This window comes from Pseudomonas sp. 7-41 (assembly GCF_021233075.1).
In the GTDB taxonomy this organism is placed as follows: Bacteria; Pseudomonadota; Gammaproteobacteria; order Pseudomonadales; family Pseudomonadaceae; genus Aquipseudomonas; species Aquipseudomonas veronii.
This window is the reverse complement of the sequence record NZ_CP089551.1, coordinates 100,202-117,111: the sequence shown is the minus strand read 5'-3', so window position 1 is coordinate 117,111 and position 16,910 is coordinate 100,202. Positions and strand designations below refer to the sequence as shown.

Here is a 16,910-nt window from a genome sequence, read left to right as displayed (position 1 = left end):
CCATTTCATGGACGCTGCCGGAAGAACAGCTTCGGCATGCTAGAAAGCGGCAAGGCAGGGAGGAGGCTAACTATATAGTTGGCCGAGGGTTTTTACGCGGGTTCGGCTGTACGATTCAGGCCAGTTCACCGCACAGATCGAGTTCCACCAGGCGCCGGAGGGTCTGGGTGTCGAGCCCGGCGCCGAGCAGCGCGTTGAGTTTGCCGAACGCCGCTTCACGGGTCATGCCGCCACCGGACAGCACGCCCACTGCACGCAAACGGCTGCCGGCTTCGTACACGTCCAGTTCCACGCCGCCCTCATGGCATTGGGTGATCGCGACCACGACCACGCCTTGCGCCTGCGCGCGCTGGAGGCTGGCGAGGAACTCGGGGTTATCGCTGGGCCCGGTGCCGCTGCCGAAGCATTCCAGGATCAGCGCCTGCAGGCCGCTGCCGATCAAACCGTCCAGTTGGGGCGCGCCGATACCCGGCACCAACGGCAGCACGCCGACATTGGCCAGGGCCTTGGGCTGACGGTAGTCCAGCGCTGCAGGAATCGACGCGGCGCGGGCCACGCCGCCCTGGCGTTGCAACGCGGCGAACGGGTGGCGCCCGAAGCTGCGGACTTTCGCGCAGCGTGTCGGCGCCATCAGCGTGCCGTGGAAGTACAACTGCACACCCGGCGCCAGGCCTTGGCCCAGGGCCAGCAGCGCACCGCTGACGTTTTCCCAGGCATCGCTGTCGGGTACGCCGGCCGGGAGCATGGAGCCGGTGAACAGCACCGGCGCCGGCAGGCCCAACAGTTGGAAGCTCATGGCGGCTGCGCTGTAGGCCAAGGTGTCGGTGCCGTGCAGGATCAGCACCGCGTCGCAACCGTCGTCCACGGCTTCGACCACGGCAGTGCGCAGGCGCTGCCAGTAGGCCGGGGTCATGTTGGCGCTGTCGATCAGCGGCGACATTTCCCGGAAGCGCCATGTAGGCACCGGCTGGCTGGCGAGTTGTTCGCGCATGCGGGCTTCGAAACCGGATGCGGGGGTCAGGCCGTTGGCACTGGCTTGCATGCCGATGGTGCCGCCGGTGTAGAGCACCATGACGTTGTTAGCTGCTTGCATCGAAAATCTCCTGAACGAAAAACGCCGCCAAGCCCAGAGCATGCCCAAGGCCAGGCGGCGTGTCATCTGCGCTTAGCGTTGCGACAGTGCGATCGATTCAGCAGGCGCTTTAGCGGCAGGCTCCGGTTTCACCGGGTTGGCCGGCCAGGCCTTGTGGTCCAGGTCCAGGTCGGGGAACTGGCTGGAGTCGAACACCGGGGTCTTGATCCCCGCCGCGCGCTGGTTGTCGTAGTCATTCAGGATACGCATGGCGATCTTGAACAGGAACGCCAGGGCGAACAGGTTGACGAACGCGAGCATCGTCATGGTGATGTCGGCGAAGGCGAACACGGTGCTCAGGTTCTCGATCGAACCCCAGAAAATCAGCACCAGCACCAACGCGCGGTAGCCCATCAGCACCTTGCGGTTGTTGCCGACCAGGAAGCGCAGGTTGCTCTCGCCGAGGTAGTAGTTGTACATGATCGAGGTGAACACGAACAACGCCAGGGCCACCGAGATGAACATCCGGCCCCAGTCGCCGACCACGGCTGCCAGGGAGTTCTGGGTCAGGGCAATGCCGTCGCCTTCAAAGCCCGGGGTGTAGAAACCGGAGAGCAGGATCAGCAAGGCGGTGCAGGTGCAGATCACGAAAGTGTCGAGGAACACGCTGAACGCTTGCACCACGCCTTGGGCGATCGGATGTTCCACCGACGCGACCGCCGCCACGTTAGGCGCACTGCCCAAACCGGCTTCGTTGGCGAATACGCCGCGCTTCACACCCATGATGATCGCACTGCCCACCAGGCCGCCGAAGGCCTGGTCGAGGCCGAACGCGCTCTTGACGATGGTCGCGAGCATGGCCGGCACATGGTCGAATTGCAGCACGATCACGTAGAGGGTCACTGCGATGTAGACCAGGGTCTTGACCGGCACCAGCAGGTCGGCGATCGAGGCGATCCGCTTGATCCCGCCGATGAACACCAGGCCCAGTAATGCCGCCAGGGCCAGGCCGGTGTAGGTGGTGTCGAGGCCGAAGGCGTTGTTCAGCGAATGCGTCACGGCATGGGCTTGCAGGCCGTTGAAGGCAAAACCGAAAGTCACCAGCAGCAGGAACGCCATCACCATGCCCAGCCAGCGCTTGTGCAGGCCGTGCTGGATGTAATAAGCCGGGCCGCCGCGGAAGGTGCCTTCGGCGTCGGTGCGCTTGTACAACTGGCCCAGGGAGCACTCGATAAAGCTCGAGGACATGCCCACCAACGCGGTGACCCACATCCAGAACACGGCACCGGGGCCGCCCAGGGTCACGGCAATGCCGACGCCGGCGATGTTACCGGCACCGACGCGGCCGGCCAGGCTGAGCATCAGCGCCTGGAACGAACTGAGCTGGTCGGAGCTGTTTTTCAGGCTGTCGCGAAACACCGAAAACATGTGGAAAAAGTGACGCAACTGAACGAAACGCGAGCGGATCGTGAAATAACCGCCGAGCCCGACAATGAGCACGATCAGTACTTTCCCTGAGAGGAAGTCGTTGATGACTTCGAGCATGGAGTGTTCCTCGCTGATTTTTCTAATGGCAAACGCAGGACGGTTCGACGCTGTCACTTGGCACCAGGCAGTGCGCGACGGTTCGACCCGATCCTTTTGCGGGTGTTGTTATTCATGCGTTTTCGCGTGTGTCCGGGCCTCGTTACCGATGGCCGCTGGCGCGAAGAGGGGCGGCACTATACCTAGGCGAACGTGATCCGTCTGCCTGGGCTGATTAAAGGTTTCAGCCAGGGCGTGGCGGGCAGGGGCGATATTGGAATTTTTATGGGCGTCATTTCACAACCTTGAGGCAAAAAAAAGGGCCTGAAGAACGAGCCTTCAGGCCCTCAAAAGGTGAGAGGTGTCTAGTCCCTCAACCTGGTGAGCGGTGCAACAAACGCTTAGGCCTTCAGCGGGACCAAACGTGGAGCAATCATGTTTTCGGGGCGCAGGATGTCGTCGAGCATGGCGTCGTCGAGCAAGCCTTCTTCGCGCACCAGTTCCAGCACGCCGCGGCCGCTTTCGAGGGCGATACGCGCGATGCGGGTGGCGTTTTCATAGCCGATGTACGGGTTCAGCGCGGTGACCAGGCCGATGGAGTGCTCCACCAACTCGCGGCAGCGGGCTTCGTTGGCGGTGATGCCGACGATGCAGTGCTCGCGCAGCATGTCCATGGCCCGTTGCAGCAGGCGGATCGAGTCGAAGATCTTGAAGGCGATCAACGGTTCCATCACGTTCAACTGCAGTTGGCCGCCTTCGGCTGCCATGGTCAGGGCCAGGTCGTTGCCGATCACTTGGAAGGCCACTTGGTTGACGGCTTCCGGGATCACCGGGTTGACCTTGCCAGGCATGATCGAGCTGCCAGGCTGGCGGGCCGGCAGGTTGATCTCGTTGATGCCGGTACGTGGGCCGCTGGACAGCAGGCGCAGGTCGTTGCAGATCTTCGACAGCTTCACCGCGGTACGCTTGAGCATGCCGGAGAACAATACGAAGGCGCCCATGTCGGAGGTGGCTTCGATCAAGTCCGCCGCCGGCACCAGCGGCTGGCCGCTGATGGTGGCCAGGCGTTGTACGGCCAGGGCCTGGTAGCGCGGGTCGGCGTTGATGCCGGTGCCGATGGCGGTGCCGCCCAGGTTCACTTCGGTCAACAGCTCCGGCGCCAGGGTTTTCAGGCGGGCCAGGTCTTCGTTGAGGGTGGTGGCAAAGGCGCGGAATTCCTGGCCGAGGGTCATCGGCACGGCGTCTTGCAACTGGGTGCGGCCCATTTTCAGTACATGGTTGAACTCGACACCCTTGGCGGCGAACGCTTGGATCAGGCTGTCGAGGCTGGCCAGCAGCGCGTCATGGCCCAACAGCAGACCCAGGCGGATCGCGGTCGGGTAGGCGTCGTTGGTCGACTGCGCCATGTTCACGTCGTTGTTCGGGTGCAGGTACTGGTACTCGCCCTTGTTGTGGCCCATGGCCTCCAACGCGATGTTGGCGATGACTTCGTTGGCATTCATGTTGGTTGAAGTGCCAGCGCCGCCTTGAATCATGTCCACCACGAATTCTTCGTGGAAGTCGCCGCGGATCAGGCGGGCACAGGCTTCGCTGATCGCAGCGTGCTTGGCTTCGCTGAGCTGGCCCAACTCGCGGTTCGCGTCAGCGGCGGCTTGCTTGACCATTGCCAGGCCGACCACCAATTTCGGGTAATGCGAAATCGGAACGCCCGAGAGGCGGAAGTTATTCACCGCTCGCAGGGTCTGGATGCCGTAATACGCTTGAGCAGGTACTTCGAGTACGCCAAGCAGGTCTTTTTCTGTGCGGAATGATGCAGCGGAGGACATGACGGAAATCATCTCGATATGGACCCGGAACTGGCCGGAACGCTGTGAATGCTAGGCTTGTGGAAGTTTTTGGGCCAATGCTGTTAAACACTGGCCTATGCACAAACGGCATAATAGGCGTGTGACCCGGCTATCATGGCGGGCGTGTGTGCCAAAATGGTGCATACCCGTGGGAGGAACTGATGAACCTTGAGAGCAAATGGCTGGAAGACTTCAGCGCCCTGGCGGCGACGCGCAGCTTTTCCCAGGCTGCTGAGCGGCGCTTTGTCACCCAGCCGGCGTTCAGTCGACGTATCCGCAGCCTCGAAGCCGCGCTGGGCCTGACCCTGGTCAACCGCTCGCGCACGCCGGTGGAATTGACGGCGGCGGGGCAGTTGTTTCTGGTGACCGCGCGCACGGTGGTCGAGCAGCTCGGTGAAGTACTGCGCCATTTGCACCATCTGGAAGGCGGGCAGGGCGAAGTCATGCAAGTGGCGGCGGCCCACTCCCTGGCGCTGGGCTTCTTCCCGCGCTGGATCGCGCAGTTGCGCAACGAAGGCCTGAACATTGCCACCCGGCTGGTCGCCACCAACGTCGGTGATGCCGTGCATGCCCTGCGCGAAGGCGGCTGCGATTTGATGCTGGCGTTCTACGACCCCGACGCGGCAATGCAGATGGACCCGGAGATCTTCCCGTCACTGCACCTGGGCAATACCGAAATGCTCCCGGTGTGCGCCGCCGATGCCGAGGGCAAGCCACTGTTCGACCTGGAAGGTGAAGGCAGTGTGCCGCTGCTGGCCTACAGCGCCGGGGCATTTCTGGGGCGTTCGGTGAACCTGCTGTTGCGCCAACGTGCCCTGCGCTTCACCACGGTTTACGAAACCGCGATGGCCGACAGCCTCAAAAGCATGGCCCTGGAAGGCCTGGGCATCGCCTGGGTGCCGCAACTGAGCGTGCGTGCCGAGTTGGCCCGGGGTGAGCTGGTGGTCTGCGGCGGTCCGCAGTGGCATGTGCCGTTGGAGATTCGTTTGTACCGCTGTGCCTTGGTGCGTAAGGCAAACGTGCGGTTGTTGTGGCGCAAGCTGGAAGGTGGAGCCGCGCAGAATACGTGAGTCCAGCACCGCTTAACTGTGGGAGGGGTTTTGTGGGGTTTTCGCTGACTCATAAGTCAATAAAACCGCCGGTTTGCGCCGCTAGACAGATGGTCATTCCAGGGGCTGTTTATCTGCGTTATTACGGTATACTGCGCGGCCTTCGGCCGGTCCAACCGGCCAAATTTCGTACACCAAGCCACGCCGGATTTCCCGCGTGGCTTGTTGTTTTTTGACGCGCCTGCGGGCGCCCAGAGAGAAGAGGCACGACGATGAGTGCATTGGTTGGCGTGATCATGGGCTCCAAGTCCGATTGGTCCACCCTTAGCCACACCGCCGATATGCTGGAAAAACTCGGCATTCCGTATGAAGTGAAAGTGGTCTCTGCCCACCGCACCCCGGATTTGCTGTTCCAGTATGCCGATGAAGCAGAATCCCGTGGCATCGAGGTGATCATCGCCGGTGCCGGCGGTGCAGCGCACCTGCCAGGCATGTGTGCGGCCAAGACCCACCTGCCGGTACTCGGCGTGCCGGTGCAGTCGTCGATGCTCTCGGGCGTGGATTCGCTGTTGTCCATCGTGCAGATGCCGGCCGGTATCCCGGTGGCGACCCTGGCGATCGGCAAGGCCGGCGCAATCAACGCCGCCTTGCTGTCCGCCAGCATCCTGGGCGCCAAGCACCCGCAGTTCCACGCGATGCTGAAAAAATTCCGTGCTGAGCAGACAGACAGCGTGCTGGACAATCCAGACCCACGTATCGCCTGAGGTTGTTGACGATGAAAATCGGTGTAATCGGTGGCGGCCAACTGGGTCGCATGCTGGCCCTGGCGGGAACGCCGCTGGGGATGAACTTCGCTTTCCTGGACCCGGCGCCGGATGCCTGTGCGGCCGCGTTGGGTGAACACCTGCGCGCTGACTACAGCGACCCGGACCATCTGCGCCAACTGGCCGAAGAAGTCGACCTGGTGACCTTCGAGTTCGAAAGCGTCCCGGCCGAAACCGTGGCCTTCCTCTCGCAGTTCGTGCCGGTCTACCCGAGCGCCGAAGCCTTGCGCATCGCCCGTGACCGCTGGTTCGAGAAGAGCATGTTCAAGGACCTGGGCATTCCGACCCCGGCCTTCGCCGATATCCAGTCCCAGGCGGACCTGGACGCCGCCGTCGCCAGCATCGGCCTGCCGGCCGTGCTGAAAACCCGTACCCTGGGTTACGACGGCAAGGGCCAGAAAGTCCTGCGCACCGCCGCCGATGTGGTCGGCACCTTCGCCGAACTGGGCAGCGTGGCCTGCCTGTTGGAAGGCTTCGTGCCGTTCACCGGCGAAGTTTCGCTGATCGCCGTGCGTGCCCGCGATGGCGAGACCCGCTTCTACCCGTTGGTCCACAACACCCACGACAACGGCATTCTCAAACTGTCCGTGGCCAGCACCGACCATCCGTTACAGGCCCTGGCCGAAGACTATTCCAGCCGTGTGCTCAAGCAGCTGGAATATGTCGGCGTGATGGCGTTCGAGTTCTTTGAAGTCGACGGTGGCCTGAAGGCCAACGAAATCGCCCCGCGTGTGCACAACTCCGGGCACTGGACCACCGAAGGCGCCGAGTGCAGCCAGTTCGAGAACCACCTGCGCGCGGTGGCAGGCTTGCCGCTGGGCTCCACAGCCAAGGTGGGCGAGAGCGCCATGCTCAACTTCATCGGCGTGGTCCCGCCGGTTGAAAAAGTCATCGCCATCGACGACTGCCACCTGCATCACTACGGCAAGGCTTTCAAGACCGGGCGCAAGGTCGGCCACGCCAACCTGCGTTGCCAGGACCGCGCGACGCTGCAAGCGCAGATCCTCAAGGTCGAAGCGTTGATCGCCGAGCAATAATCCCGGGGGCGGCGGGAACCATTGGTGGCCGCCGTCTCTCTGATTGCAGGATGATAAAGCCTGGCTAGGCTTTTTCATGACTCACATTCAATCAGAGGGAAATGCCATGGGTATCATCGGAACCATCTTTATCGGCCTGATCGTCGGCCTGCTGGCGCGTTTCCTCAAGCCCGGCGACGACAGCATGGGCTGGATCATGACCATCCTGCTGGGTATCGCCGGCTCCCTTGCCGCCACCTACGGCGGTCAGGCACTGGGTATCTACCAGGCAGGCCAGGGCGCGGGTTTCATCGGCGCATTGGTGGGTGCCATTGTGCTGCTGGTGATCTACGGCCTGATCAAAAAGAACTAATCGAGCGACAAAGTCCTCTGCGCTGCGCAGGCGCAGAGGGCTAGAATGCCGGCACTGTTTACCTTGTCGAGCTCCTCCATGCGCCGTCTCCTCTTGATGTTTCTCCTGCTGGGCCCAGGCCTGGCTCATGCTGGCGAACTGCCGGAAACCGACTGGCTCGACCTGATGCCGCTGTCGGACCAGAAAGCCCTCGAACAAATGCCGGAAATCGACCACAACTCTCCCGAAGCCCAGGGCACCTTTACCGACAAAGGTGGCTTGAAGCAGAGCAAAGGGTTGCCGGCGGTGATGTATTCCACCAAGACCGTGGCCGCCATGAACGGCAAGAACATCCGCATCGGCGGTTACCCGGTGCCCTTGGAAACCGACGCCAAGGGCCGCAGCACCCTGTTTTTCCTGGTGCCGTACCCAGGCGCGTGCATCCACGTGCCGCCACCGCCGCCGAACCAATTGGTGCTGGTGCGTTACCCCAAGGGGTTGAAGCTGGATGATATCTACACGCCGCTGTGGGTCACGGGCACGTTGAAGGTGGAGACGGTCAATAACGACCTGGCCGATGCGGCGTATGCGCTGGATGCGGGCAAGGTGCGGGCGGTGAAGGAGTCGGATCTCTAAACCACAACACCGACCAATGTGGGAGGGAGCTTGCTCCCACATTTTGATTGGGTTTACAAAGCGCTACTGGTGATGCTCACGCCCAAGGTGTGGCTTTCGCCCGGCGCCAGCGTCACCACGTCATCCAGCACATTCGCCGTCTCGATGCACAGCATGCCCTGCCAGCCGTCGTCGGCCATGTCGTCGAAGGCCTTGGCACGTTCGGTCCAGGGGTTCCAGATCACGGTCGAGTGGGAGCCTTCGCTGCTGAGCCGGACGCGCCGCTGCCAGTCGTTATCGACGATGTGCAACTGCGCGGGGGTGTCGAGGTAGATGCGGTCGGTCTCGGCGCCGAAGTGCAGCGGCCCAGCCTGTTGCCGGGTGGCCCAGCCGTCGGCGGTATCGATATACGCAAGCCCGTCCAGGCCCTCGACCTGCACGTTGCGCACATCGCTCACGGCGAAGTAGGTGTGCAACGCCTGGCTGAGGGTCACGGTGTCGGTGCCACGGTTATGACTGGTCAGGCCGATGTGCAGGTGATCGTCCAGGCGCAGGCTCAGCTTCAGGTCGACCTGATGCGGCCAGCCGGGGAAGCCGCCCGCGGGTACGGGGAGCACCAGGTCGACGCGCAGGGTGTCACCTTCGAGTTCGGTGGCGGCCAATTCCCAGAGTGCAGTACGCACGAAACCGTGGGCGCCCGCGGGCTGGTCGCTCTGGCGCATGGCCTGCACGCTGTGTGGGTTGCGATCGAACACGCCGAACCACGGCCAGCACACCGGTACGCCGGTGCGGATGCCTTTGCCAGCCTTGAAGACGGCTGCCTTGTTCGGCCAGATCAGCGGCTGTTCGCCTGCGCGTTGGTAACTGAAGAGGTGCGCGCCCTGTTGGGCCACCATCAGCTCGGCGCCGTTGTGGCGGATGCGCCAGCAGTCCAGCTCGTCGATTTTCACGGATTCAACGTGGGGCGTCGGCATAACAAAGCACTCTTAATAGCAGGCATGGGGCAATTGACCGTCAAAACCCGGCGAGGTTTAACGCGCTCGCGACGGTACCGAACGGGTGCGGCCGCTGCCATCGATGGCGACGAACACGAACACCGCCTCGGTGACCTTGCGCCATTCGCTGGACAGCGGGTCGTCGCTCCACACTTCGACCATCATCTGGATCGAGCTGCGGCCGATTTCCAGGGCCTGGGTATAGAAGGACAATTGCGCGCCCACGGCCACCGGCACCAGGAACGCCATGCGATCAATGGCCACGGTGGCGACACGCCCGCCTGCGACCTTGCTGGCCATGGCCGTACCGGCCAGGTCCATCTGCGAGACCAGCCAGCCGCCGAAGATATCGCCGAAACCGTTGGTTTCACGCGGAAGCGCGGTGATTTGCAGGGCGAGATCGCCTTGTGGGATGGGATCTTCTTGTTCGAGTTCGATCATGCCGAGGGTGCCTCTGAGCCGTGACGCTTCATGGGTGTTTCAAATGGATAGCCGTCTTGTAGAAAAACATTTCAGCACCAACGCACGACGCGAGCTGTGTTTCTCGTAAGGCGTACTAAAGGGAAACTCTGCCAAACCGGCTGGATGGCACCCAACGGCGTTTTGGCACAGCAGCCCCTCAAGACTGCGGGTCTGGCGCTTGCAAGGGCCGAGTATATCGAGACGCTGGCGTCGCGACGACCTCTCGGCGCTCATTTGGTCGGTAAATAGACGCTGTAACGGAGCTTTTTCCGGCAACTGTTCTCCTGCCCTGGTTGACCGACTCCCTGCGCCGTGAATAGTTCACCGCGCTGCGCTATCAACCGTTCGACGCTGTGCTTTTTCCGGCGATTTGCTATCTTGCCAGACCGCCGCAAGTCCAGGGCGTGCCGTCTTTATTACGCTGATTACTATAAGAGAAGCCTTGCCATGTCCTCCGTGCCCGCAAGCAGTGCGCAACCGTCGCGCCCGCTGACCCGCAACGACTACAAAACCCTGTCGCTGTCTGCCTTGGGCGGGGCGCTGGAGTTCTACGACTTCATCATCTTCGTGTTTTTCGCCACCGTGGTCGGAAAACTGTTCTTCCCCGCCGACATGCCCGAGTGGCTGCGCATGATGCAGACCTTCGGCATCTTCGCCGCCGGTTACCTGGCGCGGCCCCTGGGCGGCATCATCATGGCGCACTTCGGTGACCTGCTGGGGCGCAAGAAAATGTTCACCCTGAGCATCTTCATGATGGCCGTGCCGACCCTGATCATGGGCCTGCTGCCGACCTACGCGCAGATCGGCCTGTGGGCGCCGATCCTGTTGCTGTTGATGCGCGTGATCCAGGGCGCGGCGATCGGCGGCGAAGTCCCGGGCGCCTGGGTGTTCGTCTCCGAACACGTGCCGCCACGCCACATCGGCTACGCCTGCGGCACCCTGACCAGCGGCCTCACCGCCGGCATCCTGTTGGGTTCGCTGGTGGCCACCGCCATCAACACGCTCTACAGCCCGGAGCAGGTCTCCGATTACGCCTGGCGTATCCCGTTCCTGCTCGGCGGTGTGTTCGGCCTGCTGTCGGTGTACTTGCGCCGCTGGCTGCATGAAACGCCGATCTTCGCCGAGATGCAGCAACGCAAGGCTCTGGCCGCCGAACTGCCGCTGCGCGCGGTGCTGCGCGACCACCGTGGCGCCATCGTGCTGTCGATGCTGCTGACCTGGCTGCTGTCGGCCGGCGTGGTAGTCGTCATCCTGATGACCCCGACCGTGCTGCAGACCCTCTACCACTTCAGCCCGACCGTTGCGCTGCAAGCCAACAGCCTGGCCATCGTGACCCTGAGCCTGGGCTGCATTGCCTCCGGCGCCCTGGCCGACCGCTTCGGTGCCGGCCGCATACTGGTGGTCGGTTGCGCACTGTTGCTGGCGACCTCCTGGACGCTGTATCACAGCCTGCTGGACCACCCTGACTGGCTGTTCCCGCTGTACGCCCTGACCGGCCTGTTTGTCGGCACCATCGGCGTGGTGCCCTACGTGATGGTGAAAGCCTTCCCACCGGTGGTGCGCTTCAGCGGGTTGTCGTTCTCCTACAACGTGGCCTATGCCGTGTTCGGCGGGCTGACGCCGTTGGCGGTGTCGCTGCTGATGAAAGAAAGCCCGATGGGCCCGGCCTACTACGTTGCCGTCCTGTGCGTGATGGGGATGGGGGTGGGTGGGTATCTGTGGAAGCGCGGGCGGTAGATAGCTTTAGTCATGATGGGGTGTCGTTTCATTGGTTATCCAATGTCCATGCTGACTTTCTATATCACGCGCCAAGTCGAGAGTCTGGTTTGGCATTCTGATACGGGTAAGCGCGCGCCGCCGGTCAGCATATTTTCTAGTGCCGTTGCTGCAACGGCATTATTGATGACCTGATATTCGACCATTAGGTCGAGTAACCAAAGCGCACCATGCACTTGCAGTCCGTCCCGAATGGCCTGGCGACGGAGCTTTCCATCTCCAGTGAGTAGCGGTCTTCCGGTTGCTTGTGCGAGCAAGTAGCAGGAAACGTCAGCCAAGGAACTGTTGTTGTGTTCGACTTTAAGCGTTAAGAGCTTCTGCACACCGCCTTCGTCAAATGCCTCGACAACCAGCCCCCGAGCGAGCAGTTCATCGTGGGGGAAGTCCTCAAGTTCGTGCATCACGAAATCGGTACAGCACAGAGTGAATGGCAGCCTGAACATATGCTCCAGCAATCCCGCATTTCTGAAGTCAATCCAGATATTGGTGTCGCTGATATAGATCAGGCTCATGCACTCTCCAGTGAGCCCAAAAAATTGGGGTCTAGAGCCTTTATTGGGCGCCGCAGTAACTCTGCCGCTCTTGATTTGGTGATAAGGCCCTCCGCCAATCCCCAGAACACCAGTGATTCGAAACGCTGGGGCGGCTTGCAAGGTAGCGGTTCGGGTTCCGCCTTGCGCCAACCGTTGCTACTGAATTGGATGGTTAGGGATTTGTAACCACCTTCCCCCAGTAGATTGAGGTCCTTCAATCGACGGAGTGCTGCATGCATTGAGAGCCCATATTGGCGTTTGGCTATCAAGAGTTCACGGGGGTGGACGCGTGAACGTTGATGGCTCCCAAAATCGCCGGTGACGCTTTTAGCTGGATATAGAAAAGCCCCCGCAAAGCGGTGACAGCAGTTTTCTTTATCTCGCTCCGGCATATCGTCGGGCAGTTTCATTACCCAGTGCCCCAATTCATGGGCTGCGGTGAAGCGGATACGCTCACCTGGCCGCTGGGCATTCAATGCGATCAGTACATGTTCGCCCTCATTAGTGGCTGCGCAGGCACCGTCGAAATCATCGGGCCCTGCCAGCATTACTACCTTGATGCCATGCTCTTCCAATTGCTCAGTCAGATGGGCGATAGGATCTTCACCGATGCCCCAATATTTGCGGAGCTGATCTGCGGCTCGTTCAGCGTCGTCAATTGAGGACACCGACAGCATTTGTGCGGGAGTTTTGGCAGTCTGGATATCCAACGGATCGAAGCACTCTTCAAGGGCGATGTACCGCTCTAGATGCTCGCGGATCTGTTCCTCAACCTGTACTTGGCGGTATTTGGGCATTTTCGCCAGTTTGCGGAACTCCAGCGGCGCGAGTGGTAGTGCTTGGGGGCGGAAAAAATACTCAGGGCTCACCTCCAGCGCCTTTGCCAATTGTAGAAGGCGCCGCGAGTTCGGGGTACTCAACCCTTTTTCATATTTGCTCAGGCCTTGCTTGGTTATATCGCCGAGACTGAGCGCCAGTGCTTCCAGCGACATGCCACGCAATAGCCTTGCGCGGCGAATCCGGTCATTGATCATGTGCGATCTCCTTAGGTTGACAAGACTATGCTTTGGTTTTGTTTTGTCAACCTTGGACTCGCCGTTCGCTGGTCAGGCTGCAGGCAGCGTTGATGAAGCAACGATTACAAAGTGTTTCTAAATTCAAGCAACATGAGCGTTGCCGCCCCGCAAACTCCAGTTGTTCCGCATATTTCTCGCGCCTAGCCTGATTCCTTTCCAATACTGGCCTTTCATCTAATTGTCATATTCCAGACATAGAGTGTTCACACGGCCTATCAATACTTGGCCCCGATCCAACTATCCCTATCTGCTAGGAGTAAGGCATGAAACTGAAGCGTTTGATGGCGGCAATGACTTTTGTCGCTGCTGGCGTTGCGACTGCCCACGCGGTGGCCGCTGGTGTTGACCCGGCTATTCCGGCTTACGTGAAGACCACTGGTGTGTCGGGCAACTTGTCCAGCGTCGGTTCCGATACCCTGGCTAACCTGATGACCCTGTGGGCCGAGGGTTACAAAAAGGAATACCCGAACGTCAACATCCAGATTCAAGCTGCTGGTTCTGCCACTGCGCCACCTGCGCTGACTGAAGGCACCTCCAACCTGGGCCCGATGAGCCGCAAGATGAAGGACACCGAACTGGCGGCCTTCGAGCAGAAGTACGGCTACAAGCCAACCGCTATCCCGGTTGCCGTGGATGCCCTGGCCGTGTTCGTGCACAAGGACAACCCGATCAAGCACCTGACCATGGAACAAGTCGACGCGATCTTCTCCTCGACTCGCCTGTGCGGTGCCAAAGCCGACGTCAAAACCTGGGGCGACCTGGGTGTGACCGGCGACCTGGCCAACAAGCCAGTGCAACTGTTCGGTCGTAACTCGGTATCCGGCACCTACGGCTACTTCAAAGAAGAAGCCCTGTGCAAAGGCGACTACAAGCCTAACGTGAACGAACAACCAGGCTCGGCTTCGGTCGTGCAGTCGATCAGCTCCTCGCTGAACGGCATCGGTTACTCGGGCATCGGCTACAAGACCGCCAGCGTGAAGACCGTGGCCCTGGCCAAGAAAGGCAGCACTGACTTCATCGAAGACAGCGAAGAAAACGCCCTGAACGGCAAATACCCGCTGTCGCGTTTCCTCTACGTTTACGTCAACAAAGCCCCGAACAAGCCGCTGGCGCCGCTGGAAGCCGAGTTCGTGAAGCTGGTTCTGTCCAAGCAGGGCCAGGAAGTTGTGGTCAAAGACGGCTACATCCCACTGCCAGCCAAAGTTGCCGCCAAGGCACTGGCTGACCTGGGTCTGAAAGAAGGCAACTAAGTTGCTGGGCCGGGTAAAACCGGCCGTTCTGTAGGAGCGGGCTTGCTCGCGAAAGATGATAGAGCACTGCGTTTATTCAGAAGCAGCGCGTTATCGTTAACGCTCTTCGCGAGCAAGCTCGCTCCTACAGAAACTCCTAATTTTTAGTCCGCTGCCGGCTCTGCCATGCGGCGGATTTCTTGCGTCACTGCATTGTCATCTTTCTGTCATACAGGACCGCTAGGGTGTGCGCATGAATGATCTGGCCAATTCCACTATGACGACGACTTCTCCCCCCAAGCGTATTGACTTCAATACGCCTGAGTTGCAACGCAAGCGCCGCATTCGCGCGCTCAAGGATCGCCTGACCCGTTGGTACGTGCTGATCGGCGGCCTCGCCGTCCTCGGCGCTATCACTCTGATCTTCTTCTTCCTGGCCTACGTGGTCGCGCCCTTGTTCCAGGGCGCCTCGTTGACCAAGGAAGCCGCGCTGACACCGGCGTGGATGCAAGACGCGGGCAAGCCGTTGATGATCTCGCTGGAAGAACAGAACCAAGTCGCCATGCGGGTTTCCGACAAAGGCCAGGCGCTGTTCTTCGACGTGAGCACCGGCGCCGAACTCAAGCGCATCGACCTGCCGCTGGCGGCCGGCGTCAGCGTCGTGTCGATTGGTAAAGACCAGCCGGGCAGCCCGCTGGTGATCCTCGGTTTGTCCAATGGCCAGTCCCTGGTGTTCCGCCACACCTACAAGGTGTCCTACCCGGACGGCAAGAAGACCATCAGCCCGGCCATCGAATACCCTTACGGCGAAACGCCGATCGTGCTGGATGACGCCGGTCGCCCGCTGGAACACGTCGCGCTGAACGTCACCGACACCTCGCTGGTGGTGGCCGGTTCGGCCGGTTCGCACTTGAACGTGCTGTCCCTGAGCCGTGAAGAAAACATGATGACCGGCGAAGTCACCAGCGAGCAGAAGCGTATCGAGCTGCCGCAGATGACCGAGCCGGTGAAGGCGATCTTCATCGACCCACGCCAGCAATGGCTGTACGTGATCAACGGCCGTGCCCTGGCGGATGTGTTCAGCCTGCGCGACAAGAGCCTCAACGGTCGCTATAAACTGCTGGAAGACGGCGACGCCGAAATCACCGCCAGCACCCAACTGGTGGGTGGTATCTCGCTGATCGTCGGTAACTCCAAGGGCGGCCTGGCCCAGTGGTTCATGGCCCGTGACCCGGATGGCGAACAGCGCCTGAAGCAGATCCGCACCTTCGAGATGGGCACTGCGCCCATCGTTGAAATCACCGCCGAAGAACGCCGCAAAGGCTTCACCGCCCTCGACGCTTCCGGCAAGTTCGGCGTGTTCCACAGCACCGCCCACCGCACCCTGCTGGTGGACCCGGTGGTCGATGGCCAGGGCGTGTTCGGCCTGTCGCCACGGGCCAACCGTGTGATCGTCGAAGCCGGCGGCAAGCTGCAACCGTTGCTGCTGGACAACCCGCACCCGGAAGTGTCGTGGAGCGCGCTGTGGAGCAAGGTCTGGTACGAAAACTACGACGAGCCTAAATACGTCTGGCAATCGACCGCCGCCAACACCGATTTCGAACCCAAGATGAGCCTCGCGCCGCTGACCTTCGGTACGCTGAAGGCCGCGTTCTACGCCATGTTGCTGGCCGCGCCGCTGGCTGTTGCCGCAGCGATCTACACTGCGTACTTCATGGCGCCGGGCCTGCGCCGCAAGGTCAAGCCGGTGATCGAGCTGATGGAAGCGATGCCGACGGTGATCCTCGGCTTCTTCGCCGGCCTGTTCCTCGCGCCGTATGTCGAAGGGCATCTACCGGGGATTTTCAGCCTGCTGATGCTGGTGCCGATTGGCATCCTGGTGGCCGGTTTTATCTTCAGCCGCCTGCCTGAGTCCATTCGCCTGCGGGTTCCCGATGGCTGGGAAAGCGCGATCCTGATCCCGGTGATCCTGTTTGTGGGCTGGCTCTCGCTGTACATGAGCCCGTACCTGGAAACCTGGTTCTTCGGCGGCGACATGCGGATGTGGATCTCCCATGACCTGGGCATCACCTATGACCAGCGCAACGCCCTGGTCGTCGGCCTGGCGATGGGGTTCGCGGTGATCCCGAACATCTACTCCATCGCCGAAGACGCCGTGTTCAGCGTGCCGCGCGGCCTGACCCTGGGCTCTTTGGCCCTGGGCGCCACGCCGTGGCAGACCATGACCCGCGTGGTCATCCTGACCGCCAGCCCGGGGATTTTCTCGGCGCTGATGATCGGCATGGGGCGCGCCGTGGGCGAGACCATGATCGTGCTGATGGCCACCGGTAACACTCCGGTGATGGAGATGAACCTGTTCGAAGGCCTGCGCACCCTGGCGGCCAACGTCGCGGTGGAAATGCCCGAGTCGGAAGTGGGCGGCAGTCACTACCGCGTGCTGTTCCTCTCGGCGCTGGTGCTGCTGTTGTTCACCTTCATCATGAACACCCTCGCCGAGCTGATTCGTCAGCGTCTGCGCAAGAAATACTCGTCGCTTTAAG

The 16,910-nt window shown here is 61.2% G+C and carries 15 protein-coding genes; 8 read left to right on the top strand and 7 right to left on the bottom strand.

The window, feature by feature from the left end:
* Positions 1 to 115: 115 nt before the first annotated feature.
* The 3 genes from LQ249_RS00525 to aspA form a co-directional block, all read right to left on the bottom strand.
* Positions 116 to 1,093: an asparaginase gene (locus LQ249_RS00525; RefSeq protein WP_232566107.1), complete on the bottom strand. Its 978-nt coding sequence runs from the start codon at positions 1,091 to 1,093 to the stop codon at positions 116 to 118.
* A 72-nt stretch (positions 1,094 to 1,165) separates the two neighbouring features.
* Complete coding sequence (locus tag LQ249_RS00520) at positions 1,166 to 2,617, bottom strand: alanine/glycine:cation symporter family protein (protein WP_046381614.1); 1,452 nt, start codon at positions 2,615 to 2,617, stop codon at positions 1,166 to 1,168.
* A gap of 380 nt (positions 2,618 to 2,997) precedes the next feature.
* Complete coding sequence (gene aspA, locus LQ249_RS00515; RefSeq protein WP_017850012.1) at positions 2,998 to 4,422, bottom strand: aspartate ammonia-lyase; 1,425 nt, start codon at positions 4,420 to 4,422, stop codon at positions 2,998 to 3,000.
* A gap of 182 nt (positions 4,423 to 4,604) precedes the next feature.
* On the opposite strand from aspA, the gene LQ249_RS00510 reads away from it, so the two are divergent.
* The 5 genes from LQ249_RS00510 to LQ249_RS00490 all read left to right on the top strand — a co-directional run bounded on the left by LQ249_RS00510 (position 4,605) and on the right by LQ249_RS00490 (position 8,320).
* Positions 4,605 to 5,513, top strand: coding sequence for a LysR substrate-binding domain-containing protein (locus LQ249_RS00510; protein WP_017850011.1), 909 nt, complete (start codon positions 4,605 to 4,607; stop codon positions 5,511 to 5,513).
* A gap of 251 nt (positions 5,514 to 5,764) precedes the next feature.
* Positions 5,765 to 6,256 (top strand): 5-(carboxyamino)imidazole ribonucleotide mutase, encoded by a 492-nt coding sequence (gene purE / locus LQ249_RS00505; RefSeq protein WP_017850010.1) that lies wholly within the window; start codon positions 5,765 to 5,767, stop codon positions 6,254 to 6,256.
* Between the two features lie 11 nt (positions 6,257 to 6,267).
* The gene (locus LQ249_RS00500; protein WP_046381615.1) at positions 6,268 to 7,353 is read left to right on the top strand and encodes a 5-(carboxyamino)imidazole ribonucleotide synthase; all 1,086 of its coding nucleotides are present in this window, start codon (positions 6,268 to 6,270) and stop codon (positions 7,351 to 7,353) included.
* A 106-nt stretch (positions 7,354 to 7,459) separates the two neighbouring features.
* A complete protein-coding gene (locus LQ249_RS00495; RefSeq protein ID WP_046381616.1) occupies positions 7,460 to 7,705 on the top strand; it encodes a GlsB/YeaQ/YmgE family stress response membrane protein in 246 nt (81 codons plus the stop codon).
* 78 nt (positions 7,706 to 7,783) lie between these two features.
* Entirely contained in the window at positions 7,784 to 8,320 is a 537-nt protein-coding gene (locus LQ249_RS00490) for a DUF3299 domain-containing protein (protein ID WP_046381617.1), read from the top strand.
* Positions 8,321 to 8,373: 53 nt separating this feature from the next.
* Here LQ249_RS00490 and LQ249_RS00485 read toward each other — a convergent pair whose 3' ends face one another.
* Together LQ249_RS00485 and LQ249_RS00480 are read right to left on the bottom strand one after the other, a co-directional pair.
* On the bottom strand, positions 8,374 to 9,273 hold the full coding sequence (locus LQ249_RS00485) for a D-hexose-6-phosphate mutarotase (protein ID WP_046381618.1): 900 nt from the start codon (positions 9,271 to 9,273) through the stop codon (positions 8,374 to 8,376).
* Positions 9,274 to 9,330: 57 nt separating this feature from the next.
* On the bottom strand, positions 9,331 to 9,735 hold the full coding sequence (locus tag LQ249_RS00480; RefSeq protein ID WP_010566936.1) for an acyl-CoA thioesterase: 405 nt from the start codon (positions 9,733 to 9,735) through the stop codon (positions 9,331 to 9,333).
* A gap of 468 nt (positions 9,736 to 10,203) precedes the next feature.
* Here LQ249_RS00480 and LQ249_RS00475 point away from each other — a divergent pair, with 468 nt between their 5' ends.
* A complete protein-coding gene (locus tag LQ249_RS00475; RefSeq protein ID WP_017850005.1) occupies positions 10,204 to 11,493 on the top strand; it encodes an MFS transporter in 1,290 nt (429 codons plus the stop codon).
* Positions 11,494 to 11,552: 59 nt separating this feature from the next.
* Here the strand turns inward: LQ249_RS00475 and LQ249_RS00470 are convergent, their stop codons facing one another.
* Together LQ249_RS00470 and LQ249_RS00465 are read right to left on the bottom strand one after the other, a co-directional pair.
* Positions 11,553 to 12,044, bottom strand: coding sequence for a hypothetical protein (locus LQ249_RS00470; RefSeq protein WP_057005213.1), 492 nt, complete (start codon positions 12,042 to 12,044; stop codon positions 11,553 to 11,555).
* On the bottom strand, positions 12,041 to 13,099 hold the full coding sequence (locus tag LQ249_RS00465; protein ID WP_046485942.1) for a helix-turn-helix domain-containing protein: 1,059 nt from the start codon (positions 13,097 to 13,099) through the stop codon (positions 12,041 to 12,043). Before LQ249_RS00465 ends, LQ249_RS00470 begins: the two co-directional genes overlap by 4 nt.
* Before the next feature lie 305 nt (positions 13,100 to 13,404).
* Here LQ249_RS00465 and LQ249_RS00460 point away from each other — a divergent pair, with 305 nt between their 5' ends.
* Positions 13,405 to 14,391, top strand: coding sequence for a phosphate ABC transporter substrate-binding protein PstS (locus LQ249_RS00460; protein WP_108525827.1), 987 nt, complete (start codon positions 13,405 to 13,407; stop codon positions 14,389 to 14,391).
* Between the two features lie 484 nt (positions 14,392 to 14,875).
* Positions 14,876 to 16,909 carry an ABC transporter permease subunit gene (locus LQ249_RS00455; RefSeq protein WP_169850591.1) on the top strand — a complete coding sequence of 678 codons (2,034 nt, stop codon included), beginning with the start codon at positions 14,876 to 14,878 and terminating at the stop codon, positions 16,907 to 16,909.
* The last annotated feature ends 1 nt before the right edge of the window (position 16,910 follow it).